Origin of the sequence: Rhodoferax antarcticus ANT.BR (genome assembly GCF_001938565.1) — a bacterium.
In the GTDB taxonomy this organism is placed as follows: domain Bacteria; phylum Pseudomonadota; class Gammaproteobacteria; order Burkholderiales; family Burkholderiaceae_C; genus Rhodoferax; species Rhodoferax antarcticus.
Genome location: NZ_MSYM01000013.1, coordinates 684,440 through 703,267 on the forward strand (window position 1 = coordinate 684,440; position 18,828 = coordinate 703,267).

Consider the following 18,828-nt stretch of genomic DNA (forward strand, 5'->3'; position numbering starts at 1 on the left):
TGACCAAGACGATCAACCGACTTTTTTTACCAGCACCTGGCTTTTGCGGTCCCAGTTGTATTTGCGTTTGCGCGCCTCGGGCAGCCACTCGGGGTCTACCTGCACAAAGCCGCGTTTGATGAACCAGTGCATGGTGCGGGTGGAAAGCACAAAAATGCTGTCCAACCCAGCCAGCTTGGCGCGCTGCTCAATGCGCTTCAAAACGCGTTCGCCGTCGCCCTGACTCTGCACATCGGGGGACACAGTCAACGCGGCCATTTCGGCGGTGCGGGCCTCCGGGTAGGCGTACAGCGCGGCGCAGGCAAAGATTACACCGTCGTGCTCGATCACCGAATACAGGCCGACATCGCGCTCGATTTCAGTGCGGCTGCGTTTGACCAGCGTGCCGTCCCTCTCAAACGGTTCGATTAACTGCAGAATACCGCCGACATCGTCCACCGTGGCTTCGCGCAGGCTCTCCAGCTTCTCATCAACCACCATGGTGCCGATGCCGTCATGCACATACACCTCCAGCAAGATGGAGCCATCCACCGCGTAGGGAATGATGTGGCTGCGCTCCACGCCGCCTCTGCAAGCTTTGACGCAGTGTTGCAGGTAAAACGCAGCGTCGCAGGGGTGGCTGGCCTCTGGTAGCTCGCGCAGCAATTTTTCCGCGCTGTCCACAGGCAGTTCGGTACCGATCGGGTTGTCTGCACTCACCGGCCGGGTGACATCGGTGGCAATGCCCGGCACCTCGGTGACAAAAATCAGTTTGTCGGCTTGCAGCGCGGTGGCAACCGAGGTGGCGACTTCTTCCATGGTCAGGTTAAAGGCCTCGCCGGTGGGAGAAAAGCCGAACGGCGACATCAGCACCAGCGCGCCCATCTCCAGCGAGCGGGTGATGCCGGCCGTGTCGATCTTGCGCACCACGCCGGAATGCAGAAAGTCAACCCCTTCCACAATGCCCACCGGCCGTGCCGTCAAAAAGTTGCCGGAAATCACCCGCACCGTGGCTCCCGCCATCGGCGTGTTGGGCAGGCCCTGGCTGAAAGCAGCTTCAATCTCGTAGCGCAGCTGGCCAGCAGCTTCCTGCGCGCAGTCCAGCGCCACCTCGTCGGTGATGCGGATGCCCTTGAAGTATTTGGGCGTGTGGTTTTTGGCTTTGAGTTGCTCATTCACCTGCGGACGAAAGCCGTGCACCAGCACGATCTTCACGCCCATGCTCTGAATCAGCGCCAGGTCTTGCGCCAGATTGGGCAGCTTGCCTGCGGCGATGGCTTCACCGCACACGCCCAAGACAAAGGTCTGGTGGCGGAACTTGTGGATGTAGGGTGCGACCGACCTGAACCAGGGGACGAAGGTGAAGTTGAAGGGCAGGGACATGGGGTAGGCAGCAGGTGCAGGCGTTTTGGGATCGGTAGACGAAGTGGGTGGCAGTCAATCGCTGACAACACTACCCCTATTTTGCAGCACGCGTGTGAAGGCAGCTATTGGCAACATGGCGATGCATTTGGCCGGTCAGTGATAGTCATCTTCCAGCGGGTGACGCCCGGGCTGTCTACCAGCCGCTGTCAACTGCGTGTCACAGATATTGACGTGATGCAGAGTGAGATAGATACCGCACGCATCTCTTGCTGTTTTTATCTCACAGTGGATTTTCTAAATGGTAAATTTCTCGTATACCATTCAAAATAGCTTTGAAGTCAATATTTAAATCAACCAAATAACCAGTATGAATGTTAAATATCCAGCCATGTACAGTTAACCCACGCGACAGATAAGCGCGTTGCACATCAGCTGTTTTTATAACATTTATACACTGCTCTTGAACATTAAGTTCTATGAGGCGCTCGTATTTTTTCTGCTCTGAATCAATACTATCTAATTCATTCTTGTGAAGACGATAGACGTCCCGAATATTCCGAAGCCAAGGATTGAGCAGCCCCAAATCTTCAGGAATCATTGCGGCCCTGACGCCACCGCAATTGTAATGCCCACAAACAATGACGCGATTAACCTTAAGATGATTAACCGCATAATTAATGACAGACATACAACTCAAATCAAGAGCTGAAACCATATTGGCGATATTTCTATGAACAAAAATATCTCCTGGGCCAACGCCCATTAATTCTTCTGCAGCGACTCTGCTGTCAGAACAACCAATATACAAAATTTTAGGAGCTTGATCTGAGGATAAATTTTTAAAAAAATCTGGATCTTGTTTTGTTTTATCTGCAACCCAGTTCTTGTTTCTAATGAAAATATTTTGAATGTCCATAGCGTGTAAGGAATAATTAGGTTTGATGGATTTCTATCGAGGCTAGATTTTGATTTGATTTTTCGAAATTTTATGAAATTCGAACCGGGTCCCTTTTCTCCAGTTGAATTAGTTGGGTGGTGTTTCCTGAAGGGTGCAACTATCGGGCAAAAAGGGGTTTCCCCACCTAACGCAACGCCAAGACCGCTGCCAGATATCAAGGCTACGCCTGCAGGCCGCAAGTCGACCTGCACCTATCTGGACAGACGAAATGGCAGAAATGATGCCCAGGCACCCAACAAACACTGCCAGTTCGCGCTCAGTCGAATCGAGGTCATCGTCATTGACTGCGCGTTCCCGTTGTAGCACAAAGTCAAACAGTCGCTCCAAATCGTCAGCCGCGTCGTCGGTGAGCCGTACCCGAAAGCTCATGAATGAACTGCTGATTTCAAAGTCCGAGCATCGGCCAATTAGTGCTCCAGACGGTCCAGCACAACATTGGCTTCCACCTACGTGTCGGTAAAAGCTTGGCGTTGTCCAGTGAAGGCAGACTACGTCGGACGAACTCTTGTTGATTGTGTCTGCGCTGCATACTGTTTCGCACCGCAGATTGCAGAAACTCGGACAGGGCTCGCCTTCCCAAGCAGGGACTCAGTCTCAGTCCTGATCTCGGGGAGAACGCGCACCGGCGGTAATGTTGCAGTTTTCATGGATGAAACTGTATTGTGAAAGCGATGCAAACTTTTTGAGTGTTTTTATGAAGTACGCGTGTCGCGCTTCACACTGTGTGTTTGTCAGCAAGCCGTTGAACCGCCCACTGCGGAATCGCGCGTTGCGTGGTGTGAGGGAATCTGAGCCTGACACCTTTTTCCTCTCAGTGGTGCGGTGCATCACAGTGCTTCTGCCTTCAGGGCCAGCTCAAGTAACTCGCGTGCTTCTCGTTCGGCGCCGCTGAGTTCGTTCGCCGAAAGAGCGCCATCATGAACGAGCTTGCTGCGCAGATCGTAGACAAGCAGAGCACGCTTCGGGAGATCGCTAGTACCGGTACCAAGCGCCGATTCAACCCTTGCGAACAAGTCTCGCACTTGGCCACCCAATGCCTGGGTTCGAGTTCGAGAGAGAAAGACTCAGCCTCGACTGCCGTCTGCTCGGGCCAAACATGAAACGACTGGCAGCGCAACGTTGCTACGAAGAGTCGTGGTGTAGATGACTTCACTTCGAGACACTTAACGAATGAAAGGGACTTCCCAATCCCAGGCAAGCGGCGCGCCGTAGCGTGCGGTTAATGCCAACTAAGTGCCACGACCGAGAGGTGAATCTTTTGGCACGCCGCGATTTCATCGTCCTCAACTTGGTTTGAGTGGGAAGGTCATGACTATCGTAACCGTTGGAATTGACCTCGCCAAAGACGTATTCGCTGTGCATGGCGTGCATGAAGCAAGGAAACCGGCGTTGGTGTGCCCTGATGTTTGCGCCAAACCATTTGAACTCATCGGCAATCTGCCGCCTTGCCGGATCGCAATGGAAGCCTGTTCAAGTGCTCACCACTAAGCCCCTAGTTGGAGTCCAAAAATCGCTCGTAGCTGGGGATGGGTTGGGGTGGCGGCCAATTTTCTGGGCCTTTGACAGTAGGAGGTCGCCGCCCCAACCCATCCCCAGCTAGCCACAGCATGCTATCCAGCATCTTTAGACGCTATTCAGTTGATAGCTACTGGCGCATATTGACGATGGGCTAGAAGCCGATTTCGCCATTAATCCAGCCCTCCATCTAACACGTCTACATGGACCCTCGATAATTGCCGCCCAATGTCTCACCCTCTGAAAATCGACTTCCCCGAATCCCTGCCTGTCTCTACCCGCCGCGCCGAAATCATGGCGGCCATGGCGGCGCACCAGGTCATCATCGTCTGCGGTGAGACCGGTTCGGGCAAAACCACACAGTTGCCCAAAATCGCCTTGGCGATGGGGCGCGGGCTGTGCAACTACCCCAAAACGCTGCCCGATGGCCGTCCCGCGCCACGCGGCAAGTTGATTGGCCACACCCAGCCGCGCCGGATTGCCGCCAGCAGCGTGGCCAAGCGCATTGCCGAAGAGCTCCACACCACGCCGGGCGAGGTAGTGGGTTTCAAGGTGCGTTTTCAGGATCGTCTAGGCCGCGATGCGTCCGTCAAACTCATGACCGACGGCATTTTGCTGGCCGAGACGCAGACCGACCCGCTGCTCAAAGCCTACGACACGATCATCATCGACGAGGCCCACGAGCGCAGTCTGAATATTGACTTCTTGCTAGGGTATTTGAAGCAGATTTTGCCGCGCAGGCCAGATTTGAAGGTGGTGGTGACTTCCGCCACCATTGACGCCCAGCGTTTTGCAGACCACTTTGCGTCGTGTCAACGCTTGGTGCCGGGCCGCCCCAAGCCGGGCGACGCCCCCTCGGGGGGCAGCGATGACGCGCAGCGCGCAGCGTGGGGGCCCTTAACTCCTGCACCGATCATCATGGTGTCGGGGCGCATGTTCCCGGTGGAGCAACGCTGGCGGCCCTTTGAAGAAGCGCGTGATTACGACCTGAATAACGCGATTGCCGACGCGGTAGACGAGCTCTGGCGCGATGTGCATAACAGCGGCGACATTTTGGTGTTTTTGCCCGGTGAGCGCGAAATCCGCGAGGCGGCTGACCACTTGCGCGGCCACTTGAGCCACCAGCCGGTGTTTCGCGGTGCTGAGGTGTTGCCGCTGTTTGCCCGGCTGAGCCAGGCGGAGCAAGACCGTATTTTCGAGGGCCACGGCGGGCGGCGCATTGTGCTGGCTACCAACGTGGCCGAAACCTCGCTCACCGTGCCGGGCATCCGATACGTCATAGACGCAGGCACGGCGCGCATGAAGCGCTACAGTTTCAAAAGCAAGGTGGAGCAGTTGCTGGTGGAGCCGATCAGCCAAAGCTCGGCCAACCAGCGCGCTGGGCGCTGCGGGCGGGTGGCCAACGGTATTTGTATCCGGCTCTATGACGAGAAAGACTTTATTGGTCGGCCCAAATTCACCGACCCCGAAATCTTGCGCTCAAGCTTGGCCGGGGTAATTTTGCGCATGAAGTCGCTGCACTTGGGGCAGGTGGAAGACTTCCCGTTTTTGGAGGCACCCTCAGGCCGCGCGATTGCCGACGGTTACCAGTTGCTAAATGAGTTGGGCGCGGTGAATGATGCCAACGGGCTGACCGCGATGGGCGGCGAGCTGGCCCGGCTGCCGCTTGACCCGCGTGTGGGCCGCATGATTTTGGAAGCGCGCTCTAGAGAAGCGTTGGACGAAGTGCTGGTGATTGCCTCTGCCTTGAGCGTGCAGGACGTGCGCGACCGGCCCATGGAGGCGCAGCAGCAAGCCGACCAAGCGCACGTCAAGTTTGACGACGAGAAGAGCGAATTCAGCGGCTACCTCAAGCTGTGGAAGTGGATTAATGATGCGCGCGGCGGTTCGCATGAGGCCACACCAGGAGTTGGGATGGCCGGGCGTTCTGCGCAGGTCAAGGCGGAGCAAGCGCAGCGGGCGGGGGACACGGAGCAAAACGTCCGGCCACCCCAGCGCTCAACGCCTGCGCCATCGCACAAGCTCAGCAACCGCCAATACGAGCAACTGCTGCGGCAAAACTTCATCAGCATGCGCCGCGTGCGCGAGTGGCGCGACATTTACAGCCAGCTGCACACCGTGGTGGCGGAGCACAAATGGCGCATCAACACCCAGCCTGCCAGCTACGAGCAATTGCACCTGTCGATGCTGGCCGGGCTGCTGGGCAACATCGGCTGCAAGCTGGAAACCGATGGCGCCAACGGCGAATACCTGGGTGCGCGCAGCATCAAGTTTTACCCGCACCCCGGCGCGCATTTGGTCAAAAAGCCGGGCCGCTGGATTGTGGCCGCCGAGTTGGTCGAAACCACGCGCCTGTTTGGCAGAGGCATTGCGGCGATTGAGCCGCAGTGGCTGGAGCAGGTTGGCGCGCACCTGTTGAAGAAGCAGTTGCTTGACCCGCATTGGGAAAAAAGGCAAGCCGAGGTGAACGCGCTGGAGCGCGCCACGCTGTATGGCATCGTTATTTACAGCGGCAGGCGGGTGAACTACAGCCGGGTGGATTTGCCCGGTGCGCGTGAGATTTTTATCCGCGAGGCGCTGGTTGGCGGCCAGTGGGAGACCAAGCTGCCGTTTTTGGCGGCCAACCACAAGCTCATTGCGCAGGTGGAAGACCTGGAGCACAAAGCGCGTCGCCAGGATGTGCTGGTGGACGACGAGCTGATCTACGCCTTTTACGACCAGCAGCTGCCGCCCGAGGTGTGCAGCGGCTTCACCTTTGAGGCCTGGTACCGCGACGCGGCCAAGATCAACCCGAAACTCTTGCTGCTCACCAAAGAGGAGCTGATGCGCCACGAGGCGGCGGGCATCACCACCCAGTCGTTCCCGAAAACTGTGCGCCTGGGCGGTGTGGACTGCGCTGCCACCTACTTGCACGAGCCGGGTGACCCCAAAGACGGCTTGACGGCGACGGTGCCGATTTTTGTGCTGAACCAGGTCAATGAGGAGCGTTGCGAGTGGCTGGTGCCGGGCATGCTCAAGGACAAAATTCAGGCACTCATCAAAACCCTGCACCAGCGCCCGCGCTCGCGCCTGGTGCCGCTGCCCGAGTCGGCGCGCAAGATGGCAGATCAGCTCAACGAGCCCGCGCTGTTTGGCCATGGCTCCTTGATCGAGGCGGTGCTGAAACTGGTGCGCCTGGCCACCACGGTGGATGTGGTGCGCGCCGACATCAAGGTTGACATGCTGCCGCCGCACTTTTTTATGAATTTTCGCGTGGTGGACGAGCATGGCCGCCAGTTAGGCCAGGGGCGCAATCTTGGGGCTTTGAAGGCCGAGTTGGGTGCGCAAGCACGTGGCGCATTTCAGGCGCTGGCCGGGCTGAAGATGGCCAAGACCGCAGCACCTTCATTAGAATTTAAGCAAAATCAGCCTCTAGCCCTTATGGATAAAGCGCTAGCAGCTACTAAAAATATAGTATCTGAGCCCGCGCCCAAAGCCAGTCCAGCGGGTGTTAAACACACAGCTTGGACCTTTGGCGAACTGCCTGAGCTGCTGGAGATTCAAAAAGGCGGGCAGACGCTGATTGGTTACCCGGCGCTGCTGGACGCGGGCGATGCGGTCACCATCGAGGTGTTTGACGAGCCCGAGGTGGCCGCTGCCAAACACCGCGCCGGCCTGCGCCGCCTGTTTGCGCTGCAGATCAAAGACGCGCTCAAATACCTTGAAAAAAACGTGCCCGACCTGCAAAAAATGGCCGTGACCTACATGCAGGTCGGCAAAAACCCGGACGGCTCAGGCACCGGCGGCACGCTGGAAGAACTGCGAGAACAGATCATTCAAGTGGCGCTAGACCGCGCTTTTTTGCTGGAACCACTGCCCGCCGACGAATTTGCCTTCAAGAAACGGGTGGACGAGGGGCGAGGGCGCCTGACCCTGATTTGCACCGAAGTCGCGCGCCTGGCTGCTGCGATTTTGAGCGAATACGCCGTGGCCGCACGCAAGATCAAGGACAGCAAAAACGCGCCGGACGCCACCGCAGACGCCGCCCAGCAACTCACCCGGCTGATGCCCAAGAAGTTTCTGAGCGTCACGCCGTGGCCCAGCCTGCAGCACTTTGGTCGCTACCAAAAAGCCATCACCGCCCGGCTGGAAAAATACCGCGCCGACCCGGCCCGCGACAATGCTCGCCTGAAAGAGTTGCAGCCGCTGGAGCAGCGCTATTGGCGCTTGGTGGCCGAGCGCAAAGGCGTGGTGGACGAGCGCCTGCAGGAATTCCGCTGGCTGCTTGAAGAATTGCGGGTGAGCTTTTTCGCGCAAGAACTGCGCACGCCGCAGCCGGTGAGTGTGAAGCGACTGGAGAAGGCTTGGGCGCAGCTAGGTTAGTGCCAAAAAAGCACTCTAGCCCTTTAAATACAAGCGCTGGCAGCTATTGATTAAGAAGCGCTTTGAAGGCAGCGCTGAGCCTATACCGACGGCTTGCGGATCCGGTTGCCGGCGGCAAACAGCTCGTGCACCATAGCCATCACCGTCTGGCCTGGCGCCGAGTAGGGGTCAAATTCAGGGTGTTTGAGCTGGATCATCGGGTCATTTTCAGACAGCATCACATGTGCCATAGCCCAGTCAGCGTAGCGCCGTTGGGTGATTTCTTCCAGCACCAACAGTTCCACATCCTGATGGCGGCGGTCTTGGGTGATGCGGTTGTAAAGGCGGTTGATCACACCGCGCTCGCCTTCGAGCACCTGCAGGTACATACCCTGGCCCTGGCACAGGGCACCGGTGATACCGAGTTTGCGGTTGCCGTGCAAAGCCCCTGACAGGATCGAGTCCGTCACCGTCGTGGTCTGCGGGCCAACAGCACGGCTCACATAAAGAAGCCGAACTGTGACTGAGCGTTGTTTTATTTCATCCATCGGCGGAGTGTAAGCGAGCCCCGGCGCGAATTATTTCGCCCTTTGTCAGGTTGCAGAATCCAACTGTGCCGACAATTGCGTCTTACTTACTGCGCGGTTGAAAGAGATTCCATGGCTAATGTTGTCATTGCGGGGGGCGGAATAGGCGGTCTGTCGGCAGCGCTGGCGTGTGCCCGTGCGGGCGCCACCGTGAAGTTATATGAGCGCGCAGCGGTGTTTTCCGAGGTCGGCGCGGGCATTCAGTTAGGCCCGAATGCCATGCGAATTCTGTACGGCTGGGATCTGAAAGACGCGCTGAGCGAACTGTTGGCATTTCCGAGTCGGGTGCAGTTTCGCAATGCGGTGTCTGGCGGGGTGGTGGGCGAGCTGCCGCTGGGCGCCGCCATGGAGCGCGCTTATGGCGCGCCTTACGCCACCATTCACCGGGCAGATTTGCATGGCTTGCTGGTTAAGGTGCTGCGCCAGCACGGTGACGTGGCGCTGAACCTTGGCAACGCGGTCAACAGCGTTTCGCAGACCGAGGCTAAAGTGACCGCTCACCTGACAGACGGTCAACACCCGCAAGCCGACGTACTGGTAGCCGCCGACGGCGCCTGGAGCGCCTTGCGCCAGCAACTGCTGCACGATGGCAAGCCACTGCCCACCGGGCATCTGGCCTACCGCGCCATGATCGAGCAAAGGACCTTGCCCAAAGTGTTGCAAACCCAGCAGGTCACCGCCTGGTTTGGGCCGAAGATGCATCTGGTGCAGTACCCGGTGCGTGGCGGCTCCTGGATGAATGTGGTGTGTATCGTGCACGGCAAGGTTCAGGGTGACATGTCTGACTGGGACCACAGCGCCAATGCGGCAGATCTACAGCGCATCACCCAAGGCAGTTGCGAGCACCTGCATGACCTGATTCACGCGGTTGGCGTGTGGCGCCTGTGGCCGCTGAGCATTCGCCCACCCATGCGCGGCGCGCATGAGCACTTTATGGGCCGGGTGGCGTTGCTGGGCGACGCCGCGCACCCGATGGTGCCTTATCTGGCGCAAGGCGCTGCCATGGCCATTGAAGACGCCGCCACCTTGGCGCAAGTGCTGTCAGCTGGCGGCGTGTTTTCAGCGGGGGATGCGGCGCTGGCGCAGGCGCCCGCTTTGGTCAAAGCCTATGCCAACCAACGCTGGCAGCGCAACGCTCAAGTGCAGCAGCGCGCCATCAAAAACGGTGAGATTTACCATCTGACTGGCCCCCTGCGCCTGGGCCGCGACCTGGCCATGCGGGTGCTGGGTAAAAGTTTGCTAGACCAGCCTTGGCTCTACGGAGGCCCCAAGATAGCTGTTTAAATCATAGCTACTAACCCTTTTAGGATAAGGGCTAGAGGTCTTTTTAACCTATATTTTGATGCACATGGTTAACCTGTTTACGAGGTTGGTCGACGCTAGCTGCATTCAGCGCAAGCTGTAAATCCTTACACTAAGAACAGTTCTCATTTGAAGCGTTATGACTCAACCCATCCAGCCTAACCCAGCGGCCAGTGCGCCGATGGGCTTACACCAATTGGCACGGCAAGCACGCGCTGTCGTGCTGGGTATGAACCCCACGCATGATGATGAGGAGCGCGGCATTGCCTTGCGGCTGCTTGAAATCGGTTTTTTGCCCGGTGAGCAGGTGCGTGTGATTGCCCATGGCTACCCCGGACATGACCCGTTGGCGGTGCGAGTCGGCAACACCACTTTTGCCCTGCGCAGCCATGAGGCGGCGCTGGTGCAGGTTCAGCCGGTTTGAGGCGCTCGGCCCGCCATGCCTGATCCCTTAAGCGAAAGACCGCTGCGCGTTGCGCTGTTGGGTAACCCCAATTGCGGCAAGACTGCGCTGTTTAACCTGCTCACCGGTAGCCGCCAAAAGGTGGCCAACTACGCGGGTGTCACGGTGGAGCGCAAGGAGGGCATGCTGGAAACCGCTTCTGGCCGCCAGGTGGTGGTGCTGGACCTTCCCGGTGCCTACAGCCTGAACGCGCTGAGCGCTGATGAGCAGGTCACCTGCGACATCGTTACCGGGCGTCTGCCCAGTGAACCCTTGCCTGATTTGCTGGTGTGCGTGGTGGATGCCACCAACCTGCGTCTGAATTTGCGCCTGGTGCTGGAAGCGCGCGCGCTGAACCTGCCTCTGGTTCTGGCGCTGAACATGTGCGACGCGGCCCGGCATAGCGGCATCGTGGTAGACACCGCCGTTCTGGCGCACGAGCTGGGCATGCCGGTGATTGAGACGGTGGGCATTCGTCACGATGGCGCCCAGGAGCTGCTGACCTTTCTGGCTAAGGTGGATTTGGGCAAATCCAAAAAACGCCTGAAAGCCACCGCTCCTTGGCACGCTCCGCATGTGGACGAGGTGATGGCCACCCAGCAAGAGGTGCGCCGGGTGCTGAAGCTGGCGGTGCAGGAGCCTGCCGAGAGCCTGCACGCCGACGACACGATTGACGCGGTGGTGTTGCACCCACTGTGGGGCATGCTGGTGCTGGCGGCCACGCTTTTTTTGATGTTTCAGGCGGTGTTCAGCTTGGCGGTCTGGCCGATGGACGTCATCAAGTCGGTCGTGGAAGGCTTGTCAGGCCTTGTGCGCAGCCATTTGACTGAGGGCCCGCTGAGCAGTCTGCTAGTCGATGGCGTGCTGGCCGGGGCGGGCGGCGTACTGGTGTTTTTGCCACAGATTCTGATTCTGTTTTTCTTCATTCTGGTGCTGGAAGACTCCGGCTACCTGCCGCGAGCGGCCTTTTTGCTGGATCGGGTGATGCGCACCGTGGGCTTGTCGGGGCGGTCGTTCATTCCGCTGCTGTCAAGTTTTGCCTGCGCGGTGCCGGGCATCATGGCCACCCGAACCATCACCCATTGGCGTGACAGGCTGGTGACGATCATGATCGCGCCGCTGATGACTTGCTCGGCCCGGCTGCCGGTCTACACCTTGTTGATTGGTGCCTTTATTCCCAGCCAGACGGTGTGGGGCATCTTTAATCTGCAGGGCCTGGTGATGTTTGCCTTGTACGTTGGCGGCATTTTGTCGGCGATGGCGGTGGCTGCAGTTGCTATGACGTGGCGCACACGCACGCGGCCTACGCCGCTGGTGATGGAGCTGCCGTCTTACCGCATGCCCAATTTGCGCAGCTTGGCGCAGGGGCTGTATGAGCGAGGTTCGACCTTTGTCAAACGCGTGGGCGGCATCGTGCTGGCGCTGACCGTGTTGCTGTGGTTTCTGGCCACCTACCCGGCGCCGCCTGCCGGGGCAACCGATGCTGCCATCAACCACAGCTATGCCGGTATATTGGGCCATTGGCTTGAAGTGCTGGTGGCGCCGATCGGGTTTAACTGGCAGATTGCGGTGGCACTGGTTCCCGGCATGGCGGCGCGGGAGGTGGTTGTGGGCGCGCTGGGCACGGTGTACGCGCTGTCTGGCTCGGGGGACGACGTGTCCGGTCAACTGGCGCCGTTGATTGCCCAAACCTGGTCGCTGGCCACCGCCTTGTCCTTGCTGGTGTGGTTTATCTTTGCGCCGCAGTGCATTTCGACCCTGGTGGTGGTGCGGCGTGAAACCAATTCATGGCGCTACCCGCTACTGATGTCGGTGTATCTGTTTGCGCTGGCGTATGTGGCCAGTTGGGTTACCTACCGGCTAACGCTGGCCTGGACCGGGGGCTAAAGCCATGTTGCAGAACTGGATTGTGGGATTTCTGGTGTCAGTGGCGGCGCTGTACAGCCTTTGGTATGTTCTGCCCGCCAGCTTGCGCCAGCGTCTGGGCCGTTTGCACAGTGCGCTGGACCGCTCACCCAGTTGCAGCACATCCTGCGCCACCTGCGGCAAATGTTCGGGTACAGATGCTTCGGGGGCAGCAGCTTCGTGTAAGCCACCACCGGCTGAGCCTGCTCAGAAGCACCCCATTACCTTTCATCGCAAGCCTTGACCCACGGGTGAGCGCTGGCCGGTGAGTGGCTTAGCGCCTGCTGGGAGCCGGAGAATCACTGCCGTTTGGCTGTTTCTTGGTCAACGGGCTAGGCTGAAAAACTGGTTGGCATGTCGGCTACGCGCTTCGATGCGGCCAAAAAGAGGGCCAATGGTGTCGTCCAACACCAACCCGAGTGTCTCGCAAGCTACGCTGGAGATGTGGGTAACGCGGTTCTGGTCCCGGTGGCCCAGGTCCAGGGCATTGCCCAGCACCTCGGCTACATGGATCAATGGGACCAGCGGGTTGGCCAGCGCGGTGTCTGGGTGGTGGTGGTACTGGATAGCCTGCACGATCTGTAGGGGCAGTTTCCAGTGTTCGGCCAGCCAGGCGCCAACGGTGGCGTGGTCAATACCAAAAGCCTCGCGCTCGATTGCTTCAATGCCCAGCGGGGACGTTATGGATTTTTGCCAGCAGGCGCGTGTGGCATTGGCATCCAGCGTGTACAGCCAGAGTTGGCCCATGTCGTGCAACATGCCTGAGATCAGCGCGGCGTCTGCATTGACCGGCTGCGCCACATGTTGGGTGAGTTCCTGGGCGCAGATGCTGATGGCCACGCTGTGTTCCCAAAATGAGGTGGGCAGGGAGATTGCCGCCGTTTTTTGAATGAAAGCGCCTAGGCTGCTGATCAGGGTGATGCTGCGGACCTTTGACAGACCGATCAACGAGGTCGCAGCAAAAATGCTGCTGATATCTGCATCCCGGCGCCCTTGCATGGCGGCAGTATTGGCCACCGCCAGCACCCGGGCCGTGATCACCGGGTCCAGGTTGATGTAGCGCACCAGCACATTCAAGTTGGTGTCAGGGTCGTCCAGCGTGGCCAAAATCTCTTGCACCACGTTGGGAAAACTCGGCATCAGCCGACTGCGCTGGATGATGGTGTCGCGGGTAATGGGTGGGCGGTTCATCATGAGGTGCGGTAAGCCATCACCTGGTTGAACAGCGCCAACAGTGTCGGCTCGTCCAGGTTGCAGTCCTTGAAAAGCTCTTGCACCCGGTGCACCGCCTGTTCGCTGTCGAGGATGATTTGTTCGTCGCTGCGTTCATCTGGTTGGTCGATGCAGATGAATTCAGCGTGGTGTGCATTGAGTTGGTTGACGTTGTCGGGGGTGAGTGGGTGTCCGGGTGGCAACACCATGCTGAGCAAACCACGTTGAACCACCTGGACAGTTTCGCCCAGCACCATGCCGGGCTTGATCTCGGTGAAAGGAATGTACTGGCGGCGCGTCCTCATGAATGCTCCCAAAAGAAGTCGATGTGGCAGCGCAAAGCCGACTCAGGCCTGGCGACCCAGCAGCAGGTATTCCATCAACGCTTTTTGCACATGCATGCGGTTTTCGGCCTCGTCCCAGACCACGCTTTGCGGCCCGTCGAGCACGTCGGCATCCACTTCTTCGCCACGGTGGGCGGGCAGGCAGTGCATGAACAGCGCCTCGGGCTGGGCCACAGCCAGCATGGCGGCGCTGACACGCCAGGCTTCAAAAGCCTGTTTGCGCACTTCGTTCTCAGCCTCAAAGCCCATGCTGGTCCAGACATCGGTGGTGACCAGATCGGCACCATGGCAGGCGTCCAGCGGATTGCTAAAGTTTTCATAGCTGCCCGCGCTTATTCCATAAGGGCCAGAGGCTATTTTCTCATCAACTTCGTAACCCCTGGGAGTGCTCACGTTGACCTTGAAACCCAGCAGCGTGGCCGCTTGCAGCCAGGTGTTGGCCATGTTGTTGCCGTCGCCCACCCAGGCCACCGTCTTGCCCTGGATCGGGCCGCGGTGTTCGATGAAGGTGAAGATGTCGGCCAGGATCTGGCAGGGATGAAACTCGTTGGTCAGGCCGTTGATCACTGGCACGCGTGAATACTCGGCAAAGCGCTCGATCTTGGTTTGCTCGAAGGTGCGGATCATCACCAGGTCGGCCATGCGGCTGATGACGCGGGCGCTGTCTTCTATCGGCTCGGCACGGCCCAACTGGCTGTCACCAGTGGTCAGGTGCACCACGCTGCCGCCGAGTTGGTACATACCAGCCTCAAAGCTGACGCGGGTGCGGGTGGAGGCTTTCTCGAAAATCATCGCCATCGTGCGGTCCACCAGCGGCTGATGCCGGGTGAAGGTCTTGAACTTGGCTTTGATGAAGGCCGCGCGCTCCAGCAGGTAGGCGTATTCGTCGGCGGTCAGGTCAGAGAATTGTAGGTAGTGCCGCACGGGTGGAGCGCCTTTCGCGATGGTGCTGGGAATGCCTTGGCTAATCGGGTTTGCAGGTTTCATGGCGTCTCTTTTAACAAAGCAGAAATCAGGGGGCAGAGCAGGGCGACGATCTCGTCAGCCTCAACCTTGGTCAGAATCAGCGGGGGCACCAGGCGCACCACGCTGTCGGCGGTCACGCTGATCAGCAGACCCGCATCTGCCGCGCGCTGGGTGAGGACACCACACGGCTTACTTAGGTCAATGCCCAACATCAGGCCGAGGCCGCGAATTTCCTTCACCGCACCGCTTACCAGCTCGGCGGACAGGGCTGTCTCTAGGCCCTTTTTCAGGTAGGTGCCTACTGTGGCGGCGTTGTCCAGCAGGTTGTCTTCTTCCATGATGCGGATGGTTTCCACCCCAGCGCGCGTGGCCAGCGGGTTGCCGCCAAAGGTGGTGCCGTGGTTGCCGGGCTGGAAGATGTGGGCGGCTTTGGGACCAGCTACCACCGCACCCACCGGCACGCCAGAGCCCAAGCCCTTGGCCAGTGGCATCACGTCGGGCACGATGCCGGCCCATTGGTGGGCAAACCACTTGCCGGTGCGGCCCATGCCGCATTGCACCTCGTCGATCATCATCAACCAGTGGCGCTCGTCACACAGGGTGCGCAGTTCGCGCAGGTAATCCAGGTCCATCGGGTTGACGCCGCCTTCACCCTGAATGGCTTCAAAAAATACCGCGACCACGTTCGGGTTGTCTTGCGTGGCCGCCTTGAGTGCAGCAATGTCGTTGAGTGGAACCCGGATAAACCCTTCCACCAGCGGCCCAAAGCCAGCCTGAATCTTCGGGTTGCTGGTGGCGCTGAGCGTCGCAATGCTGCGACCATGGAAGGCCTTTTCATAAACCACGATCTCGGGACGGTCAATGCCCTTGTCGTGGCCAAACTTGCGCGCCAGTTTCAGGGCTGCCTCGTTGGCTTCCAGCCCGGTCGAGCAAAAAAACACGTTGGTCATGCCGGATAGCTCGACCAGTTTTTTCGCCAGTGCCTCCTGATTTGGCACGTGGTAATAGTTGCAGCTGTGGATGATCTTGCCGATCTGGTCCTGCAAAGCGGGCACCAGTTGCGGATGGTTGTGGCCCAGGGTGTTGACTGCTATGCCGCCCAAAGCATCCAGATAGCACTTGCCATTGACGTCCCAGACGCGGCAGCCCTGGCCGTGCGACAGGGCAATCGGCAGTCGTCCGTAAGTGTTCATCACGTGGGGCGAGGCGGCTTCAACGAAGGTGCGGGTGGCAGTCATGCGGCGATCTCCATGGGAAAACAAAGCGGCCCAACGCAGGTTGGGCCGTTGAAGGACGATTTTAGACCGATCAAATCCATGGGTTAACCATGGGGCGCCGCTGAGGACAGCGCTGCCTGACTGGTAACGCGTAGGTCACATGAGTGTTACTTAACATTCATCAAGTCTTGTATAAGACATAAGATGCATACTACAATCTTTGTGCATCGCAGCATCGCGTTACCACCCACTGATTGGCCGCTACCAGATGGTTTCACACACATCCAAAAAAGTCTACATCCTGGGGGTCACCCACGCTGGCCGCGCTTTTAGGCCCAGCGACTGGGCCGAGCGGCTGGCCGGGGTCATGAGTCAGTTTCGTCCCGGTGTGGCCTTGCCAGGGCGCCATTTCACTTACTCACCTTGGTGCGTGCCGACCAGTGTGAATGGCGTGCGATGCGTGATCGTGGATGAAGCCTTGCGCAACCATGAAATGATGGCGTGGGACTTTTGCATGAACTTTGCCAAGGACAACGATTTGCAAACCTTTGAAGGTGTGCCGCCTGCCGGGCAGGGTGTGGTATCCAAACCCACGCGCGCATAGGTCCTAACCCATGCTTACCAGCTGATGCAAAGGCTCAGACCTCGCCGCCAAACCGTTTGGTGAGGTTGGCTATGTACTGCTCTACCAGCTTTTCAAACTCGCCCTGCACGGCGGGGACCACAATCATTTTCACCATGCTCGGCAGCGGCATTTCCACAACGCCTTTGATGTGCAGCGTTAAATGCGTAGACTTTTTCTTGTCCACCACCTTCCAGCTGCCCGACACCAGCGCATTGCCTTCGCCCTTGACGGGGGTCCAAACCACACTGCCTTTGCCCACATCCGAGACATATTTGGAGGCGTAAATGGTTTGCAGAACAAATTTGGAGACGCCAATCTTGGCCATCTCCCAGCGGTAAACGCCGTCGCCAAGATCCACCAATTGGTCAAGTTTGGGAAAGTGGCTGGCGGATTTGGGCACGTCAGAAAGCATCTCAAACACGGTTTGATACGGTGCTTTGACGGCAAACGCATAGCCCAAATCAAGGTTCACGGTAACGGTCATTGCAATCTCCAGGGGTTTTGTGCAGAACAACAGCCTTGAACAAGGCCTGCCTGCGGCGCAAGTGGTTGGCAAATCATAGCCTGAGAGCGGTCTGGATTGACGCCACAATCGGCCTGTGCCCACCAAAGTCCATTCCCCCGTCACCCTGCTACTGGCCCCCATGGAGGGGTTGCTGGATTTCACCCTGCGCGACATTTTGACGCGGGTGGGTGGTGTGCAGCGCTGCGTGTCTGAGTTCATCCGCATCACCGACACGCTCTTGCCTGAACGGGTGTTTACGCGGCTGGTGCCAGAGCTGTTGTACGGCAGTCAAACTGCGGCTGGCGTGCCGGTGCGCCCTCAGTTGCTGGGCTCTGACCCAGTGTGCCTGGCCGACAACGCTGCTAGGTTGGCCAGCATGGGGCCAAACGGCGTGGACCTGAACTTTGGCTGCCCCTCGCCGGTGGTGAACCGGCACCGTGGTGGTGCAGCGCTGCTGGATGAACCCGAACTGCTGTACAGAATCGTCTCTGAGGTTCGCCGTGCCGTGCCTGCGCACCAGCCGGTGTCGGCCAAGATGCGCCTGGGCGTGCAAGACGACACGCGCGCCGAAGAGTGTGCGCTGGCCATTGAAGCCGCGGGGGCCAACGAGCTAGTGGTGCACGCGCGCACGAAATTGGACGGCTATCGGCCACCCGCTTATTGGGAGCGTATCGGGGATATTCGCCAGGTGGTCAAACTGCCGCTGGTGGCCAATGGCGAAATCTGGACCGTGGCTGACGCCTTGGCGTGTCAAGCCGCCAGCGGCTGCAGCGCAATGATGCTCGGGCGTGGCTTGGTGGCTCGCCCGGGTTTGGCGCTGGAGATTCTGGCGGCCCAAGGCGCCGTGGCACCTGCTGCGCCAACAGCCTCGGTGCAGGGCTTGCAAAATGGTGTGGCGTTGACTTGGCAGCAGTTGATACCGCTGATCACCGACTTTTGGCGCTTGGTCTGCGCGCGCCTGCTGGTGGGCCAGCAGACCGGGCGGCTTAAACAGTGGCTCAACCTGCTGCGCCGGGTTTATCCCGAGGCACAACAAGCGTTTCAAGCGGTCAAAACCTTTCACCACCCCGCTGATGTTGATTTGTGGATGGTGCAGCAGCGTTCAGGGCTTGAATCTTATATAAACGGCACCATTTCACCTGAGTCTGCAGCGCGGGAAGCCGCTCGATAGAATATTTCATGAGTACAAAAACACCAAAAATTATCCCTCAGCGCCCAGTCAAACCTGAAGTGGATGACTCTAACGGCACGGTGTTGCTTGAACGCCGCGCCCAGAAGACCAAGCCGCCCAAGCTTTACCAGGTGGTCATGCTCAATGATGATTACACGCCGATGGAGTTTGTGGTGATCATGATTCAGGAATACTTCGGCAAAGATCTGGAAACAGCCACCCAGATCATGTTGAAGATCCATCTTGATGGGCGTGCCGTGTGTGGGGTGTATTCACGAGATGTGGCCGTTACCAAGGTCAATCAGGTGCTGGATGCTGCCAACAAAGCGGGGCATCCGTTGCAGTGTGTTGCAGAGTCGGTTGATTCCTAAGCCTCTGAATCCCCGTAGATGAG

Annotated in this window: 15 protein-coding genes and 1 pseudogene; 8 read left to right on the plus strand and 8 right to left on the minus strand. The window is 58.7% G+C overall.

Features of this window, described 5'->3' with window-relative positions; all coding sequences use genetic code 11:
* Positions 1–12: 12 nt before the first annotated feature.
* Together argA and BLL52_RS12045 are read right to left on the minus strand one after the other, a co-directional pair.
* Positions 13–1,362, minus strand: coding sequence for an amino-acid N-acetyltransferase (argA, locus tag BLL52_RS12040; RefSeq protein ID WP_075586862.1), 1,350 nt, complete (start codon positions 1,360–1,362; stop codon positions 13–15).
* Between the two features lie 262 nt (positions 1,363–1,624).
* Positions 1,625–2,260 (minus strand): carbonic anhydrase, encoded by a 636-nt coding sequence (locus BLL52_RS12045; RefSeq protein ID WP_075586863.1) that lies wholly within the window; start codon positions 2,258–2,260, stop codon positions 1,625–1,627.
* Positions 2,261–3,610: 1,350 nt separating this feature from the next.
* On the opposite strand from BLL52_RS12045, the pseudogene BLL52_RS20005 reads away from it, so the two are divergent.
* Both BLL52_RS20005 and hrpA read left to right on the plus strand, forming a co-directional pair.
* Positions 3,611–3,787: pseudogene (locus BLL52_RS20005) on the plus strand (IS110 family transposase); the annotation flags it as partial.
* Positions 3,788–4,045: 258 nt separating this feature from the next.
* Positions 4,046–8,179 carry an ATP-dependent RNA helicase HrpA gene (hrpA, locus tag BLL52_RS12060; RefSeq protein WP_075586866.1) on the plus strand — a complete coding sequence of 1,378 codons (4,134 nt, stop codon included), beginning with the start codon at positions 4,046–4,048 and terminating at the stop codon, positions 8,177–8,179.
* 80 nt (positions 8,180–8,259) lie between these two features.
* Here hrpA and BLL52_RS12065 read toward each other — a convergent pair whose 3' ends face one another.
* Positions 8,260–8,706, minus strand: coding sequence for a BLUF domain-containing protein (locus BLL52_RS12065; protein ID WP_075586867.1), 447 nt, complete (start codon positions 8,704–8,706; stop codon positions 8,260–8,262).
* A gap of 111 nt (positions 8,707–8,817) precedes the next feature.
* On the opposite strand from BLL52_RS12065, the gene BLL52_RS12070 reads away from it, so the two are divergent.
* The 3 genes from BLL52_RS12070 to feoB all read left to right on the plus strand — a co-directional run bounded on the left by BLL52_RS12070 (position 8,818) and on the right by feoB (position 12,376).
* On the plus strand, positions 8,818–10,029 hold the full coding sequence (locus BLL52_RS12070; RefSeq protein WP_075586868.1) for an FAD-dependent monooxygenase: 1,212 nt from the start codon (positions 8,818–8,820) through the stop codon (positions 10,027–10,029).
* 157 nt (positions 10,030–10,186) lie between these two features.
* Entirely contained in the window at positions 10,187–10,471 is a 285-nt protein-coding gene (locus BLL52_RS12075) for a FeoA family protein (protein ID WP_075586869.1), read from the plus strand.
* A gap of 15 nt (positions 10,472–10,486) precedes the next feature.
* Positions 10,487–12,376: a ferrous iron transporter B gene (gene feoB / locus BLL52_RS12080; RefSeq protein WP_075586870.1), complete on the plus strand. Its 1,890-nt coding sequence runs from the start codon at positions 10,487–10,489 to the stop codon at positions 12,374–12,376.
* A 342-nt stretch (positions 12,377–12,718) separates the two neighbouring features.
* Here the strand turns inward: feoB and BLL52_RS12090 are convergent, their stop codons facing one another.
* The 4 genes from BLL52_RS12090 to BLL52_RS12105 are packed head-to-tail and all read right to left on the minus strand — an operon-like array spanning position 12,719 to position 16,154.
* A complete protein-coding gene (locus BLL52_RS12090) occupies positions 12,719–13,588 on the minus strand; it encodes an HDOD domain-containing protein (RefSeq protein WP_083633917.1) in 870 nt (289 codons plus the stop codon).
* Entirely contained in the window at positions 13,585–13,911 is a 327-nt protein-coding gene (locus BLL52_RS12095) for a hypothetical protein (protein ID WP_075586873.1), read from the minus strand. The genes BLL52_RS12090 and BLL52_RS12095 overlap by 4 nt, the downstream gene beginning before the upstream one ends.
* Positions 13,912–13,953: 42 nt before the next feature.
* On the minus strand, positions 13,954–14,874 hold the full coding sequence (gene argF, locus BLL52_RS12100; protein WP_075587235.1) for an ornithine carbamoyltransferase: 921 nt from the start codon (positions 14,872–14,874) through the stop codon (positions 13,954–13,956).
* Between the two features lie 59 nt (positions 14,875–14,933).
* Positions 14,934–16,154: an aspartate aminotransferase family protein gene (locus BLL52_RS12105; protein ID WP_075586874.1), complete on the minus strand. Its 1,221-nt coding sequence runs from the start codon at positions 16,152–16,154 to the stop codon at positions 14,934–14,936.
* Between the two features lie 247 nt (positions 16,155–16,401).
* On the opposite strand from BLL52_RS12105, the gene BLL52_RS12110 reads away from it, so the two are divergent.
* On the plus strand, positions 16,402–16,737 hold the full coding sequence (locus BLL52_RS12110; protein ID WP_075587236.1) for a DUF3579 domain-containing protein: 336 nt from the start codon (positions 16,402–16,404) through the stop codon (positions 16,735–16,737).
* A gap of 34 nt (positions 16,738–16,771) precedes the next feature.
* On the opposite strand, the gene BLL52_RS12115 is transcribed toward BLL52_RS12110, so the two are convergent.
* Complete coding sequence (locus BLL52_RS12115) at positions 16,772–17,242, minus strand: SRPBCC family protein (protein WP_075586875.1); 471 nt, start codon at positions 17,240–17,242, stop codon at positions 16,772–16,774.
* 160 nt (positions 17,243–17,402) lie between these two features.
* Here BLL52_RS12115 and BLL52_RS12120 point away from each other — a divergent pair, with 160 nt between their 5' ends.
* Together BLL52_RS12120 and clpS are read left to right on the plus strand one after the other, a co-directional pair.
* Positions 17,403–18,434, plus strand: coding sequence for a tRNA dihydrouridine synthase (locus BLL52_RS12120; protein WP_075586876.1), 1,032 nt, complete (start codon positions 17,403–17,405; stop codon positions 18,432–18,434).
* Positions 18,435–18,442: 8 nt separating this feature from the next.
* Positions 18,443–18,805 carry an ATP-dependent Clp protease adapter ClpS gene (gene clpS / locus BLL52_RS12125; RefSeq protein ID WP_075586877.1) on the plus strand — a complete coding sequence of 121 codons (363 nt, stop codon included), beginning with the start codon at positions 18,443–18,445 and terminating at the stop codon, positions 18,803–18,805.
* Positions 18,806–18,828: the final 23 nt, after the last annotated feature.

Excerpts from the sequence above, each read along its gene's own strand:
- argA (WP_075586862.1), bottom strand. The coding sequence starts at position 1,362 with ATGTCCCTGCCCTTCAACTTCACCTTCGTCCCCTGGTTCAGGTCGGTC.
- BLL52_RS12045 (WP_075586863.1), bottom strand. The coding sequence starts at position 2,260 with ATGGACATTCAAAATATTTTCATTAGAAACAAGAACTGGGTTGCAGAT.
- hrpA (WP_075586866.1), top strand. The coding sequence starts at position 4,046 with ATGTCTCACCCTCTGAAAATCGACTTCCCCGAATCCCTGCCTGTCTCT.
- BLL52_RS12065 (WP_075586867.1), bottom strand. The coding sequence starts at position 8,706 with ATGGATGAAATAAAACAACGCTCAGTCACAGTTCGGCTTCTTTATGTG.
- BLL52_RS12070 (WP_075586868.1), top strand. The coding sequence starts at position 8,818 with ATGGCTAATGTTGTCATTGCGGGGGGCGGAATAGGCGGTCTGTCGGCA.
- BLL52_RS12075 (WP_075586869.1), top strand. The coding sequence starts at position 10,187 with ATGACTCAACCCATCCAGCCTAACCCAGCGGCCAGTGCGCCGATGGGC.
- feoB (WP_075586870.1), top strand. The coding sequence starts at position 10,487 with ATGCCTGATCCCTTAAGCGAAAGACCGCTGCGCGTTGCGCTGTTGGGT.
- BLL52_RS12090 (WP_083633917.1), bottom strand. The coding sequence starts at position 13,588 with ATGATGAACCGCCCACCCATTACCCGCGACACCATCATCCAGCGCAGT.
- BLL52_RS12095 (WP_075586873.1), bottom strand. The coding sequence starts at position 13,911 with ATGAGGACGCGCCGCCAGTACATTCCTTTCACCGAGATCAAGCCCGGC.
- BLL52_RS12105 (WP_075586874.1), bottom strand. The coding sequence starts at position 16,154 with ATGACTGCCACCCGCACCTTCGTTGAAGCCGCCTCGCCCCACGTGATG.
- BLL52_RS12110 (WP_075587236.1), top strand. The coding sequence starts at position 16,402 with ATGGTTTCACACACATCCAAAAAAGTCTACATCCTGGGGGTCACCCAC.
- BLL52_RS12115 (WP_075586875.1), bottom strand. The coding sequence starts at position 17,242 with ATGACCGTTACCGTGAACCTTGATTTGGGCTATGCGTTTGCCGTCAAA.
- BLL52_RS12120 (WP_075586876.1), top strand. The coding sequence starts at position 17,403 with ATGGAGGGGTTGCTGGATTTCACCCTGCGCGACATTTTGACGCGGGTG.
- clpS (WP_075586877.1), top strand. The coding sequence starts at position 18,443 with ATGAGTACAAAAACACCAAAAATTATCCCTCAGCGCCCAGTCAAACCT.